The organism is Streptomyces sp. CY-1, from assembly GCF_047218265.1.
In the GTDB taxonomy this organism is placed as follows: Bacteria; Actinomycetota; Actinomycetes; order Streptomycetales; family Streptomycetaceae; genus Streptomyces; species Streptomyces niphimycinicus.
In genome coordinates this window covers 473,850-491,865 of sequence record NZ_CP178393.1, presented here as the reverse complement: position 1 = coordinate 491,865, position 18,016 = coordinate 473,850, and the positions used below count along the sequence as shown (strand labels likewise).

13 protein-coding genes and 1 pseudogene are annotated in these 18,016 nt (G+C 67.7%); 12 read left to right on the top strand and 2 right to left on the bottom strand.

Going from position 1 to position 18,016, the window contains the following annotated elements:
* Positions 1-77: 77 nt before the first annotated feature.
* From ACK1X7_RS02290 to ACK1X7_RS02260, 7 genes are all read left to right on the top strand, one after another.
* A complete protein-coding gene (locus ACK1X7_RS02290) occupies positions 78-347 on the top strand; it encodes an Atu4866 domain-containing protein (protein WP_385157189.1) in 270 nt (89 codons plus the stop codon).
* Positions 348-412: 65 nt separating this feature from the next.
* Entirely contained in the window at positions 413-1,861 is a 1,449-nt protein-coding gene (locus tag ACK1X7_RS02285; protein WP_390794293.1) for an MFS transporter, read from the top strand.
* Positions 1,862-2,131: 270 nt separating this feature from the next.
* Complete coding sequence (locus ACK1X7_RS02280; RefSeq protein ID WP_390794292.1) at positions 2,132-3,301, top strand: ATP-grasp domain-containing protein; 1,170 nt, start codon at positions 2,132-2,134, stop codon at positions 3,299-3,301.
* Positions 3,302-3,557: 256 nt separating this feature from the next.
* Positions 3,558-6,296, top strand: coding sequence for an alpha/beta fold hydrolase (locus ACK1X7_RS02275; RefSeq protein WP_398159243.1), 2,739 nt, complete (start codon positions 3,558-3,560; stop codon positions 6,294-6,296).
* 43 nt (positions 6,297-6,339) lie between these two features.
* Positions 6,340-7,296 (top strand): NAD-dependent epimerase/dehydratase family protein, encoded by a 957-nt coding sequence (locus ACK1X7_RS02270; RefSeq protein WP_390794290.1) that lies wholly within the window; start codon positions 6,340-6,342, stop codon positions 7,294-7,296.
* A 22-nt stretch (positions 7,297-7,318) separates the two neighbouring features.
* Positions 7,319-9,265, top strand: a complete 1,947-nt coding sequence (locus ACK1X7_RS02265) for an aminotransferase class I/II-fold pyridoxal phosphate-dependent enzyme (protein WP_413114572.1) — start codon at positions 7,319-7,321, stop codon at positions 9,263-9,265.
* Positions 9,266-9,296: 31 nt separating this feature from the next.
* Positions 9,297-9,725 carry a hypothetical protein gene (locus ACK1X7_RS02260; protein ID WP_385157089.1) on the top strand — a complete coding sequence of 143 codons (429 nt, stop codon included), beginning with the start codon at positions 9,297-9,299 and terminating at the stop codon, positions 9,723-9,725.
* A gap of 54 nt (positions 9,726-9,779) precedes the next feature.
* On the opposite strand, the gene ACK1X7_RS02255 is transcribed toward ACK1X7_RS02260, so the two are convergent.
* On the bottom strand, positions 9,780-11,561 hold the full coding sequence (locus ACK1X7_RS02255; protein WP_413114571.1) for a carbamoyltransferase family protein: 1,782 nt from the start codon (positions 11,559-11,561) through the stop codon (positions 9,780-9,782).
* A gap of 278 nt (positions 11,562-11,839) precedes the next feature.
* On the opposite strand from ACK1X7_RS02255, the gene ACK1X7_RS02250 reads away from it, so the two are divergent.
* From ACK1X7_RS02250 to ACK1X7_RS02240, 3 genes and pseudogenes are all read left to right on the top strand, one after another.
* Entirely contained in the window at positions 11,840-12,340 is a 501-nt protein-coding gene (locus ACK1X7_RS02250; protein ID WP_385158060.1) for a GNAT family N-acetyltransferase, read from the top strand.
* Positions 12,341-12,585: 245 nt separating this feature from the next.
* Positions 12,586-12,948 (top strand): annotated as a pseudogene (locus tag ACK1X7_RS02245) (SDR family NAD(P)-dependent oxidoreductase); the annotation flags it as partial.
* A gap of 100 nt (positions 12,949-13,048) precedes the next feature.
* A complete protein-coding gene (locus ACK1X7_RS02240) occupies positions 13,049-13,210 on the top strand; it encodes a 2Fe-2S iron-sulfur cluster-binding protein (protein WP_385158064.1) in 162 nt (53 codons plus the stop codon).
* 535 nt (positions 13,211-13,745) lie between these two features.
* Here the strand turns inward: ACK1X7_RS02240 and ACK1X7_RS02235 are convergent.
* Positions 13,746-15,236: a long-chain-fatty-acid--CoA ligase gene (locus ACK1X7_RS02235; RefSeq protein ID WP_413114570.1), complete on the bottom strand. Its 1,491-nt coding sequence runs from the start codon at positions 15,234-15,236 to the stop codon at positions 13,746-13,748.
* A 320-nt stretch (positions 15,237-15,556) separates the two neighbouring features.
* Here ACK1X7_RS02235 and ACK1X7_RS02230 point away from each other — a divergent pair, with 320 nt between their 5' ends.
* Complete coding sequence (locus ACK1X7_RS02230; RefSeq protein ID WP_390794286.1) at positions 15,557-16,579, top strand: AraC family transcriptional regulator; 1,023 nt, start codon at positions 15,557-15,559, stop codon at positions 16,577-16,579.
* A 362-nt stretch (positions 16,580-16,941) separates the two neighbouring features.
* Positions 16,942-18,000: a 3-keto-5-aminohexanoate cleavage protein gene (locus tag ACK1X7_RS02225; protein WP_385145955.1), complete on the top strand. Its 1,059-nt coding sequence runs from the start codon at positions 16,942-16,944 to the stop codon at positions 17,998-18,000.
* Positions 18,001-18,016: the final 16 nt, after the last annotated feature.

Here is an 18,016-nt window from a genome sequence, read left to right as displayed (position 1 = left end):
CTGGTTGACCTGTGGGGCACTGCCCAGACTTGGTGGCGCAGGGACAACTCCCAACCCCCACCAACGAGAGGTTTGCCATGACCACGGATTCGGCGGACGCCCCGGATATCGACGTCGTCGGGATGTGGGTCACCGCGGACGGACACATCCGCCAGGAGCTGCGTGCGGACGGCCGCTACGACGAGGCGCGTGGCAGGCGTGCCGGCGCGTACACCGGCAGCTACTCCGTCACGGGCAGCCACATCGATTACGTCGACGACACCGGCTTCACCGCGACGGGCGACGTACGCGACGGCGTGCTCTACCACGAGCACCTGGTGCTGTACCGCGAGCGCCCCGGCTCCTGACGGACCCCGGACGACAGACCACGGGCCCGGCTCGGGCGACCCCCATCGAAAGAGAGAGCAAGAGCATGACGCAGGAGGCCAACGGCCCCCTCTCAGCGCAGGAACTACCGGGCGGCGCAGGCCGGACCGGTGCCCGGCCCGCCGGGCCCGCCGGTGCGACGCCCGGCGCGCTCGCCCTGCTGACGCTGTGCGCCGCCCACTTCATGGACGCCATCGACCTGTCCGACGTGGGTGTCGCCCTTCCCGCCATCCAGGACGACCTGGGTATGTCACCGGCGTCCCTGCAATGGGTGATGTCCGCGTACGCCCTCGGCTACGGCGGATTCCTGCTGCTGGGCGGCAGGGCGGCCGACCTGCTCGGCCGCCGGCGTACCTTCCTGGCGGCCGTCGGTGTGTTCGCGGTGGTCAGCGTGGCGGGGGCGATCGCGCCCAGCGGCGGGCTGCTCATCGTGGCCCGGCTGGTCAAGGGCGTGGCCGCCGGGTTCCTCGCTCCGGCGGCACTGTCCTTGATCACAACCAACTGGCCGGAGGGCTCCGAGCGTGGCAGAGCCCTGGGCTGGTACGCCACCGCGGGCGCCTGCGGATTCGTCGGCGGCCTGGTGCTCGGCGGTGTGCTCACCGAGCTCTCCTGGCGGCTGGTGTTCGCGCTGCCGGTGCCCATCGCCGTGGCCGCGCTCATCGCGGGAAGCCGGCTGCTGCCGCCGGACCCACCGCGGGCCGAACGGGGCAGGGTCGATGTCGCCGGGGCGCTGACCGTCACCGGCGGGCTTCTCCTGTGCGTCTACGCCATCGCACAGGCGCCGGAGCACGGCTGGACCTCGGTGCGCACCATCGCCCTGTTCGCGGCGACAGCCATCCTGCTCGCCCTGTTCGTGCGCATCGAGGCCAGGGCCGGTACGCCCCTGGTGCCCCTGTCCTTCCTCACCCGCCGCCAGAGCGTGGGCGCCAACCTGACGATCTTCGCGATGTGGGGCGCGTACACCTCCTTCGCGTTCCTCGCCACCCTCTATCTACAGAATGTGCTGGGCTGGACACCTCTGGAGACGGCCGGTGCCTTTGTCCCCCTCGGCCTGGTCAACGGCGCGGTGGCGCCCTTCGCGGGGCGTCTCGCGGCCCGGTTCGGCGCCCACCGCATGATCGCGGCCGGAATGCTGCTGCTGGCCGCGTCGTACGCGATGTTCTTCCGGATCGGACCCGACTCCTCCTTCGTCTCCGTGGTCCTGCCCGTCATGGTCCTCAACGGCCTCGGCACCGCTGCCACGTTCCCCGCCCTGAACATGTGTGCCGTCACCGGTGTACCCGACCGCGACCAGGGCCTCGCCGGGGCGCTGCTCAACACCTCCATGCAGATCGGCGGTGCCGTGGTGCTGGCCGTCGTCACCGCGGTGGCCGATGCCGGTCAGCGGGCGAACGCCACGGATCCGCTGGCCGGATACGTCCCGGCCATCGCGGTCATCGTCGGTGGCGTCCTCGCGGGTCTGGCCGCTCTAATTTCTCTATGTAGTGTTATATGAGGAATGACCGGCATGGTGAATGCGTTCCGCGAACACGAATGGAATGAGCAATTCCATTTAACTCCATTGTGTAACTTGTGACTTGCACCACAAGCCCATCCGCAATGGATCACATTTTCGTATCTCTGTGAAACGATGCATCGGTGCTGGCCTCGACGAAGTAGCTCATCGCGAGACAACACCGATCCACGGGACGCCCGAATACATATCGGGCGGCAGTGCGGCAAATAACTTCTTCAAGTTTTGGCTAGCCGTAACGGGGAGGCGCCAATGCCAACGATGATTGTTATCGGATACAGAGACGATCTCGATCAGGCACTGCGGCGCCGAGACGTGGATCCCTGCTATATCGTCCAGGCACCCGCGAGCCCGCCAAAGAGTCGGAGGTCCATTCGGGTCGCCGATATGGAGAACGCCCAGGAAATACTCCGGGCAGTACTCTCCGCGCGCATCGACGATGTGGCAGGCGTGCTGAGCGTCCATGAAATGGGCGTCTTCGGGGCAACCTATCTGCGGCAGCAGTTGAACCTTCCCGGGAACACGGATTCAAAGACGGCCCTCTACTTCCGGGACAAGTATCTCCAGAAGAGCAAGCTGCCGTCTCGGGTGAAGCGAGCGCGCTGCCGGCATGTGTCCATAGGTACGTCGTTCACCGATCTCGCCGATGACCTGGGAGATGTCTTCGTGGTCAAGCCGGCGATCGGAGCCGGTGCTCTCCGTACGAACATCATCCGTTCTCCGGAGGAGTATGCCCAGGCCCTGACGCTGTTCTCCGGTCACTCGGATGTCGAGATCGTCGCCGAGTCCTTCGTGGGCGCCCCCGAGGTCTACCTCGACGGCGTCTGGGAGAACGGAGACCTCCAGTGGTCGTCCATGAGCAGCTACCACACCTCACCGCTCACAGCCGCACAGGGCGGGATCCTGTCCGCGTACGTACTGGACAGAAGGCGGCATTCGCCTTTGTTCCAGCAGGCGGAGACGCTCGCGAGGGAAGCACTCACCAGCCTGAACGCACCTGATTGCGTATTCCATCTGGAAGCGTTCATGGAAGAAGCGGGACTGACCTTCGGCGAATGCGCCATCCGCCTCCCGGGAGCGCTGTCCCCTCAGGTCAATAAGTTGACCTTCGGCGTCGACCTCTTTGACGTCGAAATCAGTCTCGCGCTGGGGGAGGGGGCGGCCGAGGCCCTGCGGGGCCGCAGTGCGCCGGAGCGCTTCTACGGATACATTCTGCTGCGCCGCCCCGACGGCTGCAATTTGACCCAGAGGGATTTCGAGCGCAACTTCCTTTTCGATGAGATCACTTACGATTCATCGCCCGATGCGCCGATCGGTCCGTATGGCCGTGTAGGACAGGCCATCTTATCCGACCCGGATGAGCTGAAACTTCAGAAGACCATCGAGGACATCGTGCGATTCAACGAGGTTGGCTCCATCTGACCTTCCGGCCAGTCCGGAACGAGCCACCGGCCGGGGATAGCCCGGCACCCACGGAATCGCGTCGTCTCGATCACGTGTGCCGCCGGCGCCAAGCTCCGCCCGCCGTCGGCCGCATTCAACCCTGACTCGCCCAGGATCCGCACCCCCGTCGGCGTCAATGTGCGAACCCGACCCCGGTTGCCTTTCCGCGGTGCGGCGCGCCCCAAAGCTCCGCTCGCCATGGTTTTCCGTCCCTTCTGATCGGAGGACTTCCCCCATGCCGGATCAACGTCCTGCCTCGACACTCCCGCGACTGCTTGAGCGGGCGGCATCCGACACGACGCGAGGCGTTGTGTTCATCGGCGGCCCCTTCCTGTCCTACGCGGAGTTGCGGGAGTGCGCCTGCCGGATTGCGCAGGGGCTGCGCGACCGCGGCACCGCCCCGGGCGACCGGGTACTCATCGCGGCCAACGACCCGGAGCCCTTCTTCCGCGCCTTCTGGGGGTGCGTACTCGCCGGTGCCGTGCCGTGCCCGATGGCACCGCCGGCCGACCCCTCCCGGTGGCACGCTCAACTGGAGCACCTGCGCACACTCCTGGGCGACCCGTTGGTGGTCATGTCCAAGACGGCCCACGGGGACCTGCCCGACGTCGGGCTGCGGAGCGTGACGGTCGAGGAGCTGAGTCATGCCGTGGCCGGGCCCGATCAGCACCATGTGGCCGCGCCGGACGATCTCGCCCTGCTGATGCTCACCTCCGGGTCCACCGGATCGAGCAAGGCGGTCAGGCTCACCCACGCCAACCTGCTGGCGGCCCAGGCCGGTAAGGCGGGAGCGCTGGAACTGGGGCCCGACGACACCTCGTTGAACTGGATCTCGGTCGACCACATCGCCGCCATCGAGGCGCATCTGCTGCCGATGTTCAACGGCGCCGGCCAGGTCATGACGACTCCGGCCACGGTGCTGGCGGACCCCGTGGAGTTCCTCCGGCTGCTCACGGCTCATCGGGTGCGAGTGACGTTCACCCCCAACTTCCTGTTCGGGCAGATCAACCAGGCACTCGCCGGGCGGCCCGCCTCGCCGCAGGAGGTGGACCTGTCCCAGGTGCGGCACATCATCTCCGGCGGTGAGGCCACCGTGACCGCCACCGTACGGGCGTTCCTGGACACGCTCTCCCGCTACGGCTTGCGCGACGACGTGATCGTGCCCGCGTTCGGGATGACCGAGACATGTGCGGGCAGCGTGTTCAACCGCGACTTCGCCACCCGTGACCTGGAGACCGAGTTCCCCCCGCTCGGCAGCCCGGTGCGGGGCCTGCGGATTCGCATCACCGACGACGACGGCAAGGTGCTGGCCGCCACCGACCGGCCCGGAACGGCCGAGCCGGGGGAGGTACAGCTCAACGGCCCGATGGTCTCCGACGGCTACTTCGGCGATGACCGGGCCACCGCACAGGCGTTCACCCCCGACGGCTGGTTCCGCACCGGAGACCTGGGCCACCTCGACTCCGAGGGCCGGCTGATGCTGGTCGGCCGCAGCAAGGACTCCATCATCGTCAGCGGTGTCAACTACTACAGCCACGACCTGGAAGCGGCCCTGGACGAGCTGGACGGGGTGAAGCGCGGGCAGGTCGCCGCGTTCCCGATACGACCCGAGGGGGCCGACACCGAACAGCTCGCCATCGCGTTCGTCCCGGCGGGCGGCCTCGTCGACGAGACCGCGGTGTACCGGGCCATCGTGGCGATCCGCAGCTCCACGGTGATGCACTGGGGATTCCGTCCACAGCTCATCCTCCCCGTCACCGAGGACGAGATCCCCCGCGGCAACCTCGGCAAGATCCAGCGGTCGCGGCTGCGCGCGGCCGTCGAGGACGGCAGCCTGGACGAGGCGGCCCGCCGGTCGGACGAGGTGAGCACCCGGTTCCTCGGCGGCCATGTGGCCCCGGACGGCGACGTCGAGACCGCGCTGGCCGCCATCTACGCCCGCGTCCTGGACACCAGGACGGTGTCGTCGACCGCCAGCTTCTTCGACCTGGGCGGAACCTCGCTGGATGTGTTGCGGCTCAAGCTGGAGATCCAGGCCGAGTTCGGCATCGAGGATGTGCCGATGTCCACGCTCCTTCAGGCCCCGGCCGTACGAGCGCTGGCCGGCCGTCTGACCGCCGGACAGGGCGCCACCGGAGATGCCACCTACGATCCGCTGGTGCCACTACAGGTCACCGGAGACGGAACGCCGCTCTTCTGCGTCCACCCCGGCCTGGGGGAGGTGCTGGTGTTCGTCAACCTCGCCAAGTACTTCACCGGCGAGCGGCCGTTCTACGCACTGCGGGCCCGTGGCTTCGGCGAGGGCGAGACCCACTTCGAGTCGTTCGCCGACATGGTCTCCACCTACGTCGAGGCCATCCGGCGGGCGCAGCCCAGCGGCCCGTACGCCGTCGCGGGGTACTCCTACGGCGGGGCGGTGGCGTTCGAGATCGCCAAGCGGTTGGAAGCCGACGGGGACCAGGTCGACTTCGTGGGGGTCTTCAACCTGCCGCCGCGGATCTCCGACCGCATGAACGAGATCACCTTCACCGACGGCGCGATCAACCTGGCGCTGTTCCTCGAGTTGATCGACGCCTCCGACATCGAGCGGCTGACCGCCACCCTCCGACCGCTGCCCGAGGCCGGGCAACTGGCCCATCTGATCGACCACGCGCCCAAGCGGCGCCTGACCGAACTGGACCTCTCCGTCGAACGGTTCACCGCCTGGGTGCACCTCGCGCAGAGCATGGTGCACCTGGGCCGTACCTACGAACCCTCGGGTTCGGTCGGCCAGGTGAAGGTCTTCTACTGCACCCCGCTGCGCGGCACCAAGGAGGAATGGCTGGAGGGCCAGCTCAGCCACTGGGACGAGTTCACCCGCGCCCCCAACACCTACATCGAGGTCGACGGAGAGCACTACACACTGATGAGCCCGCAGCATGTGCAGACCTTCCAGGCGACCTTGCGGCAGGAACTGGCCCGCGCGCTCGGCTGAGACGGGCGAAGGCAACCGCTGACACCACCAGGAGCCGCCGATCATGCAAGGCAAGAAGATTCTCATCACCGGTGGGACCGGACAGGTCGCGAGGCCCGTCGCCGAATCGCTCGCCACCGACAACGAGGTGTGGTGCCTGGGCCGGTTCGGCGACCAAAGCACCCGCAAGGCCCTCGAGGAACGGGGCGCCCACACCGCCGTCTGGGACATGGCCACCGACGGCCTGGAGGGCCTGCCGCGCGACTTCACCCATGTGCTGCACTCGGCAGTGCACCGGGGCGACGGCAAGGACTTCGAGGACACCGCGCGCATCAACGCCGTCGGCACCGCACGGTTGATGACACACTGCGCCGCCGCCGAGTCGTTCCTGTACGTCTCGTCCGGGGTGGTCTACCACCGGGCCGACCGGACCCATCGGTACCGGGAGAGCGATCCGCTGGGCGGGGCGGCGCCGTGGCTGCCGACCTACCCCATCGCCAAGATCACCGCCGAAGGGGTGGTGCGCGGTCTGTCCGAAGCACTCGCTCTGCCGACCGTGATAGCCCGCCTCAACATCGCCTACGGCCCGTACGGCCACGGCGGCGTCCCCATGATCCTCTTCAACCAGATGCGCAAGGGGCAGCCCTGCGCGGTGCCCCGCGAAGGGCAGAACTACTGCGATCTGCTGCACACCGATGACGTCGTCCGTCAGGTACCGCTGTTGTGGGACGTGGCGCAGGCGCCCGCGCGGGTCGTGAACTGGGGCGGTGACGAGGCGGTCGGCATGACCGATCTGCTGGAGTACATGTCCGCGCTCACCGGGGTGCCGGTCCAACTGGACCGCGGCGACTACAGCCGGGAGACGGCCATCTTCGACCACGGCGTCCGCCGCGACCTGATCGGGGACTGCACCGTGGGCTGGAAGGCCGGTATCGCCCGCACCGTGGCCGACTTCTTCGAGGAGTACCGCGACCGCATCGATGACCACCTCGATGCGCACGGAGCCGGGACATCCCAGTGACGACGTGGAGTGGAGAACGAGCATGCGCAGGTCCGTAGATATCGACGCGCTTCAGCAGGTGCTGTCCGCCGCCCTCGGGTCCCACGAGCCGGTGTGCTCCCTGGCCCGACTGGGCCGGGACGCCGACGCGTTCGCCGCCCTGGACCCCGCCGTACTCGAGCGCCCCACCCTGGTGGGCGGCGGGTCCCCGTACCACCCGACCAGCCCCGCCCCCGCCTCCCACACCCTCGACGAGCTGGCCCGCCGCGCCGAAGAGCTGAACGTGGCCCAGATCCTCGTGCCCAACGTGCGCCGCAGCGACGACACCGGCGCGCTGCGGGCGGCCGGTCTCGTGCCGCTCGCCACCGAGAGCGAATGTGTCGTCCGGCTGCCCGGCGAGGTGGACGAGATCCTGCGGGCCCGAGTCGGTGCCGGGCGACTCCACGATCTCCGCCGCCACCACCACGCCGTCTCCTGCGACGTCACCTGGGAGCGGATCCCACTGACCGAGCTCGATGGGAGTCCGTGGGCGAAAGACGCCTTCGTGGAACTCCACCGGCGCCGGACGGAGCTGTACAACGCGGACGCCCTCGCCGCCCTCGCCCACGGTGCGCTGGCGGACCGCACGGAGATGCTCGTGCGCCGTAGCGGGAAGACCGTCGTCCAGGCCGGACTCATCACCACCTCCCACAACGGCCGGGGGCTCTACAACCTCACCCAGGCCATTGCCCACGAGGATCCCGCCGCGCGGCACAACCTCCACCTCGCGACCCTGTACGAGCTGTACCGCCACGCCCGGCGGTCCGGCCTGGAGTGGGTCCACCTCGGCCGGGGGGACGCCCACCACATGCGCCCGCTCGGAGCCGATCTGTTCGTCCCCCTCGACCACTGGCTGCGGGCCCCCGGCCTCGCGGCCCCGGCGGCCGAGGGAGCGGAGCAGGCGGTGTCGGAGTTCGCGGCTGCTCCCGTCACGGGCGTACCGGTCCCGGGCCCGGCCCGTTTCCGCCAGGTGCCGCGCTTCGACACGATCGACCTGTCCAGCAACACCAGTCCGTTCCTGGGCGCCGCGGCCGAGTATCCCCACCTCGATACGGCAGAGCTGGCCGACACCTACCTCGCCACGATCTCGACGCTGCCCGGCCACGCGGGTGTGGACGCGCTGAGCGCGGATCACCTGCTCTTCACCAGCGGCGCGGTCGACGGCGTCATGCTGCTCCTGGCGGCGCTGGCGTCACCCGGCGAGCGCGTCTGCGTCACGCCGCCCACCTTTCCGCTCTACGCCCACTTCGCCCACCTCCTGCGCCTGCCCGTGGTCGAAGTGCCGCTGTGCGGTGACGACTTGTCCCGGCTCGACACCGAGCGCATCCTCGCGGCCGATCCACGGGTGACCATCCTGTGCGACCCCAACAACCCCGTGGGGACCAGGCTCGATCCGGAGCAGGTACACGACCTGCTGGTGAGGGGCCGCGGGCTGGTGGTGATCGACGAAGCCTATGTCGAGTTCAGCGAGAAGCCCTCGTACGCCGGGCTGGTCGAAGAACACGGCAACCTCATCGTGCTCAGGACACTCTCCAAGGCATGGGGACTCGCCTCCGCGCGGTGCGGAATCGCCCTGGCCCGGCCCGGCATCGTCGAAGCACTGCGGCGGGTGCAGGTGCCCTTCGGGTTCACCAATGCCTCCCAGCACGCCGTGCGGGACCGGCTGACCAACGCCCGGCCGGTGCTCGACGGCATTCAGCGCATCCGCGCCGAGCGTGACCGGATGGCCTCGGTGCTCGCCGAACACCCCGCGGTGGACCGGGTGTTCCCCTCGGAGACCAACTTCCTGTTCATCAGACTGCATAAGCACGAGCGCGTCATGGAACGGCTTCGGGACGCGGGGATAGTCGTCGCCGACACCGGGCGCGCGATCCCGGACACCTGCCGCATCACCATCGGTGATCGGCACGCGAACACCGCCCTGCTCGACGCACTCTCCTCCGCCGTGTGAGCCACTTCGTTCAGCCGAAAGGATCCGATTCATGGGTAATGAATCCCGCTCCGAGCTCACCCTGTCGAGCGCCGTAGTGGCCGAAGCGTTTGCCCGCTGGAGTCCGGAACTGCGGAAGGAATTCGACAACAACGCCCATAACGGCTGGATCGGCCAGTCGCTGGTGAAGGAGACCGATTCGCTGCGGATCTGGGAGACCTCCCTTCAGCCCGGCGAGCGGATCCCCGTCCATCGGCATGTGCTGGACTACTTCTGGATAGCGCTCACCAGTGGCCGGGCCCGCCAGCACTCAAGCGATGGAACCACTCATGAGATTTCCTATGTCCGAGGACAGTCTCGGCATTTTTGCTGTCCCGATGGGCGATACCACCTGCATGACCTGAAAAATATCGGCGATGAGGTTCTGTCGTTCCTGACCATCGAGACAAAGGGCGGACCGCACGAGCCCATTCAGCTCTGAAAGGCGTAAGGGGCGGTCGGCCCGCGGGAGGGGGAGTTCCCGCGGGCCGACCGCTCAGCTCTCCTTCTTGGTGACCACGAACCGGTCCATGACCAGGTAGTCGATTTCGGTGGCGAGGAAGCACTCCAGCGCGTCCCGCGGTGAGCAGACGATGGGCTCACCGGCCACGTTGAACGAGGTGTTGAGGAGACAGGGCACATCCGTCCGCGCCGTGAAGGCGCGCAACAGCCGGGCGAGCGCGGGGTTCTGCCCCTCGTTCACCGTCTGGGCCCGCGCCGTCCCGTCCACGTGACAGGCGCCGGGGATCCGCTCCTGGTACTCCTTCCGCACCGGGAAGACGAACGTCATATAGGGGGACGACGTCTTCTTGCCCATCTCGAAGACGCGCGGGGCCTCGGACTCGAGGATGACCGGCGCGAACGGGCGGAAGGGCTCCCGGTGCTTCACCCGGAGATTGATGATGTCCTTGATGTCGGGGAAGGCCGGATTGGCGAGGATGCTGCGGTTGCCCAGGGCCCGCGGCCCGAACTCCGCCCGGCCCTGGAACCAGCCCACGACGTTCTTCCCGGTCAGCAGCTCCGCCGTCCTGTCGGCCACCGAGGCGGCGTCGGGCTCCTCCTGCCACTCGACCCGGTCCGCGTACTCCGCAAGAGTGTCCAGGACCTGCCGCTCGTCATAGGAAGGCCCCAGGTAGGGGGTGGTGACCGCGTCGGCGGGCCGGTTCCCGAGGCCGGCGGCGTACACGGCCGCGCCCATGGCGACCCCCGGATCGCTGGCCCCGAAGCTGACCTCCATACCGGTGAACGGCGACCTCTCCAGCATCTTCGTATTGGCCACGCAGTTGAGCGCCAGACCGCCCTCGAAGAGCAGGGTGTCCAGGCTGGAGGCCGCGGTCAGCGTCCGTAGCTGATGAGCGGTGATGGCCTCCACCATGTGCTGGGCGAGCCCGGCGACCTTGACGCGGAAGTCGAACTGCTCGCGCTTCTCGCTGTCACCGCCGAACAGGCTGTCGAACAGTGCGTAGTAGGCCCCGATGTCCCGGGGGATGGAGATGGTGTACGAGCCGTTCTCGTGCAGCCGCACCACGCGTTCGAGCAGCGGATTGTGGCGCGGCGGCGGGCCGTACGCGGCCAAGCCCATCACCTTGTACTCGTCGTTGTTCGGTACGAACCCCAGGTAGCGGGTGATCCTCCCGAACGCCACCCCGAGCGAGCTGGTCATGGGGACCGCGCTCTCGTCGAACAGGCGGACCACGCCGTTCCGCAGCTCGCCCATGACGGCGGAGAGGGTCTCCGCCCGGCCGTCACTCACCAGGAAGGCGGCGTCGCCCCCGCCGGCCAGGTAGGCGCCGCACATGAGATGGGCCAGATGATGGGGCACCAGGGTGAGCTTGTTTGGGTCCAGCTCGTACCCGGTGCGCTGGACGAAGTCGTTGTACACCGCGTCCCGGCCGAGCATGTCGGCGTAGAGCTCGCCCGTGCTGCGCAGCGCGTCGAACTTGGCCGTGACCGGCAGGTCGGAGTCGCATATCTCCGAAATCATCTGCTCGGCCACGGTCGGTGAAAACCGCCAGGGGAAAGCGAAAACATCCACCTGATCGATGTCGACGCCGGCCGAGTTCAGACACCACGTGATTGCGTTGGCCGGGAAATCGGAGGTCTTCTTGACCCGGCTCAGCCGCTCCTCCTCGACCGCCGCGACCAGCTCGCCGTCGAGCACCAGAGCCGCCGCGGCGTCGTGACCCACCAAGAGATTACGGCCGACACCAGTTGCCCCGTAGAGACGCCCGAAAAGTTCCGCACCTCTGCTGAATCCGTTGTAACCGAGTACGATCACTGGCTCTCAGCCTCCCAAGCACGACAGTAGCGTCTGGAAGAACAGGCTACTGGGCCCGCATACTTGGGGGATAGGTATGATGCACAGGCAGATCGCGGAATTCTTTCCCCGGTCCCGACACCCGGGGAGAATTCCTCACCGAATGTCCCGAGAATCGATATCCGCACGGTGCGCTCCTGGATCTGCGAGGCGGAACAGGCCCGGTTTCCGCATGGCTTGACCCTCGGGCGCGTACGGGCCAGGGCTGAACGCGGCCACAGGTACGTATGCTTTGGGGCATGTTGAGGTTGGAACGGCTCCGGGCGGACCACGCACCTGCTCTGCTGGCCTTCGAGCGCGAGAACCGCGAGTACTTCGCCCGGTCGATCTCCGACCGCGGGGATGCGTACTTCGCGGAGTTCGCCTCCCTTCTCCGTGCCCGACTCGCCGAGCAGGACGCCGGGGTGTGTCACTTCCACGTCGTCATCGACGACCAGGACGAGTTGGTCGGCCGCGTCAATCTCGTGGACGTCGAGGAAGGCGACGCCGAACTCGGCTACCGGATCGGCGAGCGTGCAGCGGGCCGTGGGGTGGCAACCGCCGCGGTGCGAGAAGTGTGCCTCCTGGCCGGCACGGAGTACCGCCTGTCCACCCTCACCGCGGTCACCACCCTCGACAACGTGGCCTCGAAGACCGTGCTCGAACGTAATGGATTCACCGTCGTGGCAGACACCAGTATCAACGGGCGCCCCGGAGCGCGTTACCGCCGTCGGCTCGTTGTGGCGCCCGGGTGGCGTTGACCGGGGGCAAGGGGTCCTGGGTTCACATCCTGTCGTCCCGACGGCGAAGAGGGTCTTCGCAGGTCAACACCTGTGAGGGCGCTCTTTGCCGCGCTCCATTCTCCGGCGTCGAGGTCGAGCGTGCCGCTCACCGACACCTTGACTCGGAAGCCTTCTCCCATGCCGCTGCGGGACCTGGACAAGATCACCGCAGGTCACCACGAACCGGGAAGACCGTGCGGACTGTCCGGGCGGCTGCCGCGGAGATGGACAATCCGCCCCGCAGCAAGCGGTCCCAGTCGCGCAGGAAGCCCTCCGCCGGGCGGCTGGACGACTGGGGCTACCACGTCGCGCTCACCGACCTTGACGCCGAGGCCGCCGCCGAGGTGGCCGCGGAACTCGACCCGGAGGGACGCACGGCCGTAGGGCTCGGGCTGGACATGCGTGACAAGGACGCCTTCGTGACGGTCCGCGACCAACTCGCCGAACGCTGTGGTGCCGTCCACGTACTGGTCAACAACACCGGACAGAGCAAGGCCGAGGAGCTGATGGAGATCAGCCCCGACAGCTTCGGCCAAGTGGTGTCGGCCAACCTCAACGGCGTCTTCTTCGGCTGTCAGGTCTTCGGCGCCGGTTTCGCCGAGCGCGGCTACGGACGCATCGTCAACATCGCCTCGGGAGGAGCATCGCCGAGGTACTGGAGGACAACGGGGTCCCGCTGGAGACCTCCTGCCGCGAAGCATCTGCGGAACCTGTGTCCTGCGGGTCCTCGAAGGCGAACCCGACCACCGCGACCACTGCCTGTCGGCCAAGGAGAAGGCGGCCGGTGACCAGATCGCCGCCTGTGTGTCACGGGCGGCCACACCACGGCTGGTGGTCGAGCTGTGGTGAGCGAGCTTGAACCGAACCAGAAGAGGAGCGGTACTGCTGTGCACCCAAGCCAGGCCGATTTCCCGGAGGCGATGGCCCACCTCCCGGCGGCAGCGAACATCCTGACCACGAACGGTCCGGGCGGTCGCAGCGGCATCACCGTCAGCCCCGTCTGCTCCGTCACCGACGATCCGCCGGCCGTCCTTCGAGCGGATCCGCACCCGTACGGACGGACAGAGCCTCGTCTACTTCAACCGGGCGTTCCACCGCCTCGACGCCACGACGCTGGTACCGGAAGGCACCCCGCCACACCCGGGCACACCGACGCGGTCGACGACGCGCTGCGCCGCTTGGACGACACCGAGCCCGGGATCCGGGCATGGGCGCGGGCCGACGCGGGTGCCGCCCGCGCGGCGGCCGAGCAACGTCGACCCGGCGACGCTGGAGGCTCTCGGCGCCCGCCTGTGCGACCTGCTGGACCGCGGCCGGAGCACATCCGAGGCCGCCTACCGTACGGGCTGGGAGCGATGGGGACCCCGGCCCGGTCCTTGATCGCCTATTGCCTGACGACGATCTCCCGTTTGAGGATCTTGCCGGTTGCCCCCTTGGGGAGCCCGTCGGTGACGGTGACGATCCGCGGGTACTTGTAGGCGGCGACCCGTTGTCTGACGTAATCGCGTATCTGACCGGCCGTGGTTTGTGCACCGTCCCGGAGCGTCACCACGGCGGCCACCTCCTCCCCGTGGATCTCGTGCGGCACGCCGACGACGGCGGCCTCGGCGACGGCGGGGTGTTCGTAGAGCACCTCCTCGATCTCGCGCGGATAGACGTTGTATCCGCCGCGGATGATGAGGTCCTTCTTCCGGTCGACGATGAAGTAGTAGCCATCCTCGTCGACACGGGCGAGATCGCCACTGTGGAACCACCCGTCCCGGATGGCCTCCGCAGTCGCATCCGGACGGTTCCAGTACCCCCTCATCAGGTTTTCGCCGCTGATCGCGATCTCACCGACTTCGCCCGGCCCGACCGTAGTGCCATCGTCCGCGACCAGCATGAACTCGACCCCGCGGATGGGGAGACCGATCGAACCGGCCTTGCGTGGCCGGTCCGGGGGGTTGAACGAAGCGACCGGCGATGTCTCCGAGAGGCCATAGCCCTCCAGTACGGTGACGCCGAATTCTCGTTCGAAGCCGTGCAATACCTCGACCGGCAACGAAGCACCCCCGGAAACGGCCAACTGCATCCGCGAGAGGTCGTAGCCGTCGGGGATCCCCGCGTGAAGCAGGGCCGTGTACATCGTGGGGACACCCAGGAAGACGGTGACCCCGTCACGGGCCATGATCTCCAGCGCCTTGGCCGGCTCGAACCGCGGCAGCAAGGTCAGCGTAGCGCCGGCCGCGACGGCGGTGTTGAGAGCGCAGGTCTGTCCGAAGGCATGGAACATGGGCAGACCGCCGAACAGTACGTCATTCGGCCCGATATGGAGCACTGTCTCGACCGTGGTGGCCGTGTTGGTCATCAGGTTGCGGTGGGTCAGCTCGGCGCCCTTCGGGGTTCCTGTCGTGCCCGAGGTGTACAGGATCACGGCAGTGTCGTCCTCCCTCCGGTCGACGATCTCGTGCATCGGTGCGGTGGCCCGCACGAGATCGTCGAATGCCGCAGGGCCGGTGACCAGACACTCGGCGCCGACCTCAGCCGCGGCAGTCGTGACCTCGTCCGCGAACGGGGCGAACGTCACTACGATGCGGGACCCGGAATCCCGGAGAGCGAAAGCGATTTCGCGGGCCTTCAACAGTGGGTTCATCGGCACCACTACTCCGCCCGCACGAAGGATGCCGTAGTACACGACGGGGAAATGGGTGACGTTGGGCATGACCAGCGCGACGCGATCGCCCGGTCGCATGCCCTTGGCGCGCAACAGCGCGGAGACCCGGGCGCCGGCGGCGTTCAGGTGGGCATAGGTGAACTCGATCTCGCCCTGGCGAATGGCGACTCGGCTCCCGTCGGCCCAAGCGGATTCCGCCAGGAGTACGGCGAGGTTGCTCATACGGTTCCCCTCAGGATTCGGGATGGTGGCGGTCACCGCGGACGGCGGGAGCCCCCACGGCGGGCGGTGTACTGCCTCGCGGTCCGGGGGCGATCCCGCCGCTGCCTCGGCCGTCGGTGATGTGCGGATCGCCCCAGAAGCTCGGCGGCAGGGATCGTGTGTCCGTCAAGTCGGAGGGACCGGCGGCACTGGTCGGCTGGGATACGGAACGTCGGGTGCGGACTCCGGCGCTGGTGTCACGTTAGGGCACAGTCTGACGCACCGCTTGACCTCGCATGACATATGACTTACCAATTGGGGACAACCCCTGGAGCACGCCCATGAAGCCTCTCGTCCGCAACGCGGCGCTGAACAGCTACGTCGAGCTCAGCCGGTCGCTCGGCATCGACCCGCGGGCCCTGATGAAGCGGGTGGGTCTGGACCCCGTCGGCCTCGCGGTCCAGGACAGATGGATCTCCGGTGTGGCCGTGACTCAGCTCCTGGAACTCTCGGCGGCGGCCTCGCGCCGCGAGGACTTCGGCCTGCTCCTGGCCGAGCGCCGTCGCCTCTCCAACCTTGGCCCGATCAGCCTGGTCATACGTGAGGAGCCGGATGTCCGGAGCGCGGTCGAGCTTCTCGTGCGCCACGAGTACATGTACAACGAGATGCTCCACAGCCGGCTCTCCGAGGCGAATGGCCTGGCCACCCTCAAAGTGGCCCTGGAGATGGGTGAGGCCATGTCGACCCGCCAGGCCATGGAGCTGGCCGTGATGGTGTTCCACCAGGTCCTCTGCGGTTTCCTCGGTGCTCGGTGGCAGCCGGTGGCCGTGTGTTTCACACACAGCGCGCCCGCGGACACCGGGACACATCGGCGCGCCTTCGGCCCCGTAGTGGAGTTCGACCGGGAATTCAACGGGATCGTCTTCTACGCCAGTGATCTCAACGTGCCCAACCCCATGTCGGATCCGCTGCTCCACACCTACGCGCGGCAGTATTTCGATGCCATCGCGGTTTCGAGGGACACGACCGTACCGGACCGTGTGTGCGAGCTGATCGAAGTCCTGCTGCCGACCGGGCGCTGTTCGATCGAGCAGGTCGCCGGCAGCCTCGGCGTCGACCGGAGAACCGTTCACCGGCATCTGTCGGCCTCGGGCGAGTCGTTCTCCTCCCTCCTGAACGCGACGCGCACCCAGCTCGCGGAGCAGCTCGTGGCGAACCAGCGCCGCTCGTTGACAGAGATCTCCGGGCTGCTGGGGTTCTCCGCGCCGAGCGCCTTCTCACGGTGGTTCAGCGAACGGTTCGGTTGCAGCCCGAGGGAGTGGCGTCTCCGGCGAACGAGGCAGCAGCATTCGGGCGAGGAGTGACCACCAGGCGATCCGTCACGCCGACTTGAGCCGCGACGCGAGGCCGGGGCGACGCCGGCCGGGGGCGCCGGTCCCCAAGTGATAAGTCGGGTGTCACCGGCGGTAAAGCGGGGTGGCGTAACCGGCCCTTAACGTTGTCTTACCGCAAGGGACACCGCAGACCTCACCAGGACGAGCAGAAACCCTGCTCGCGGTGCCATGCGCCCTGCCGGGCCCCGCTGGTCGTATCCGGGCACCTGGCAAGCCCGGGAATCCCGTCCGCAATCCCGCTTCGATCCTCGCTGTCCTCCTCAGGCCTCGCATCGCAGGCAGTGACGCGTATGGCGTGGCGAGTGAAGACCATCAGACAAAGGAGATGGACCGTGCACTTCTTCGATGACTCCCTGTACCCGGAGAACCAGGAGAAGCTGGTCATCCAGGCCGCGCCCTACGGGCCGGAGTGGCTGCCCGGTGATGCCGATGACCTCCCGCTCACCATGGATGAGCACGTGCAGGCGGCGGTCGACTGCTACAACGCCGGTGCCACGGTTCTGCACATCCATGTGCGCGAGCTGGACGGCCACGGTTCCAAGCGCATGTCCATGTTCAACGAGCTGATGGCCCGGCTGCGCGAGGCCGTGCCGGACATGGTCCTGCAGATCGGCGGGTCGATCTCCTTCGCTCCCGAGGACGAGGGTGGCGACGCCAAGTGGCTCAGCTACGACACCCGCCACATGCTGGCCGACATCACCCCCCATCCGGACCAGGTCACGATCGCGATCAACACCAACCAGATGAACATCGTCGAGCTCTTCGACGACGAGGACATCGAGGGCACCTCGATCTCCAAGCCGGCGTACTACCAGGCATACCGGGACATGGTGGTCGAGGCCGGACCGGAGTTCTACCTCGAGCACCTCAAGCGGCTCCGGGCCAACGGCATCCAGCCGCACTTCCAGCTCGCCAACCTGTCCCAGTTGGAGACCGTGGAGCGGCTGATCCGCAAGGGCAGTTATCACGGCCCGCTGGTGCTCAACTACGTCGCCATCGGCGGCGGGTTCGCCGGCCGGCACCCGGCCGACCTGATCGAGTTCATCCGCCGCGTCCCGGACGGCGCCGTGCTCACCGTCGAGGCGTCCATGCGGGCGGTGGCGCCGATGAACGCGATCGGCATCGCCTTGGGCACGCATGTGCGGGTGGGCAACGAGGACAACCTGTGGCGACACAAGGGCGAGCGGATCTCGTCCGTGGCGCAGGTCGAACAGATGGTCCAGATCGCGAACGCGCTCGGCCGGGAGATCGCCACCGGACAGGAGGCGAAGAGGATCTACAAGCTCCGCGAGTGGTACTCGGACACCGACGAGACCCTGGCCCAGCTCGGCATGGTGCCCAACCGCCGTCCCGGCCAGCGCGGCTCCATGCTGCGCGACATCAAGAACTGACCCAACCCGTTAGCGG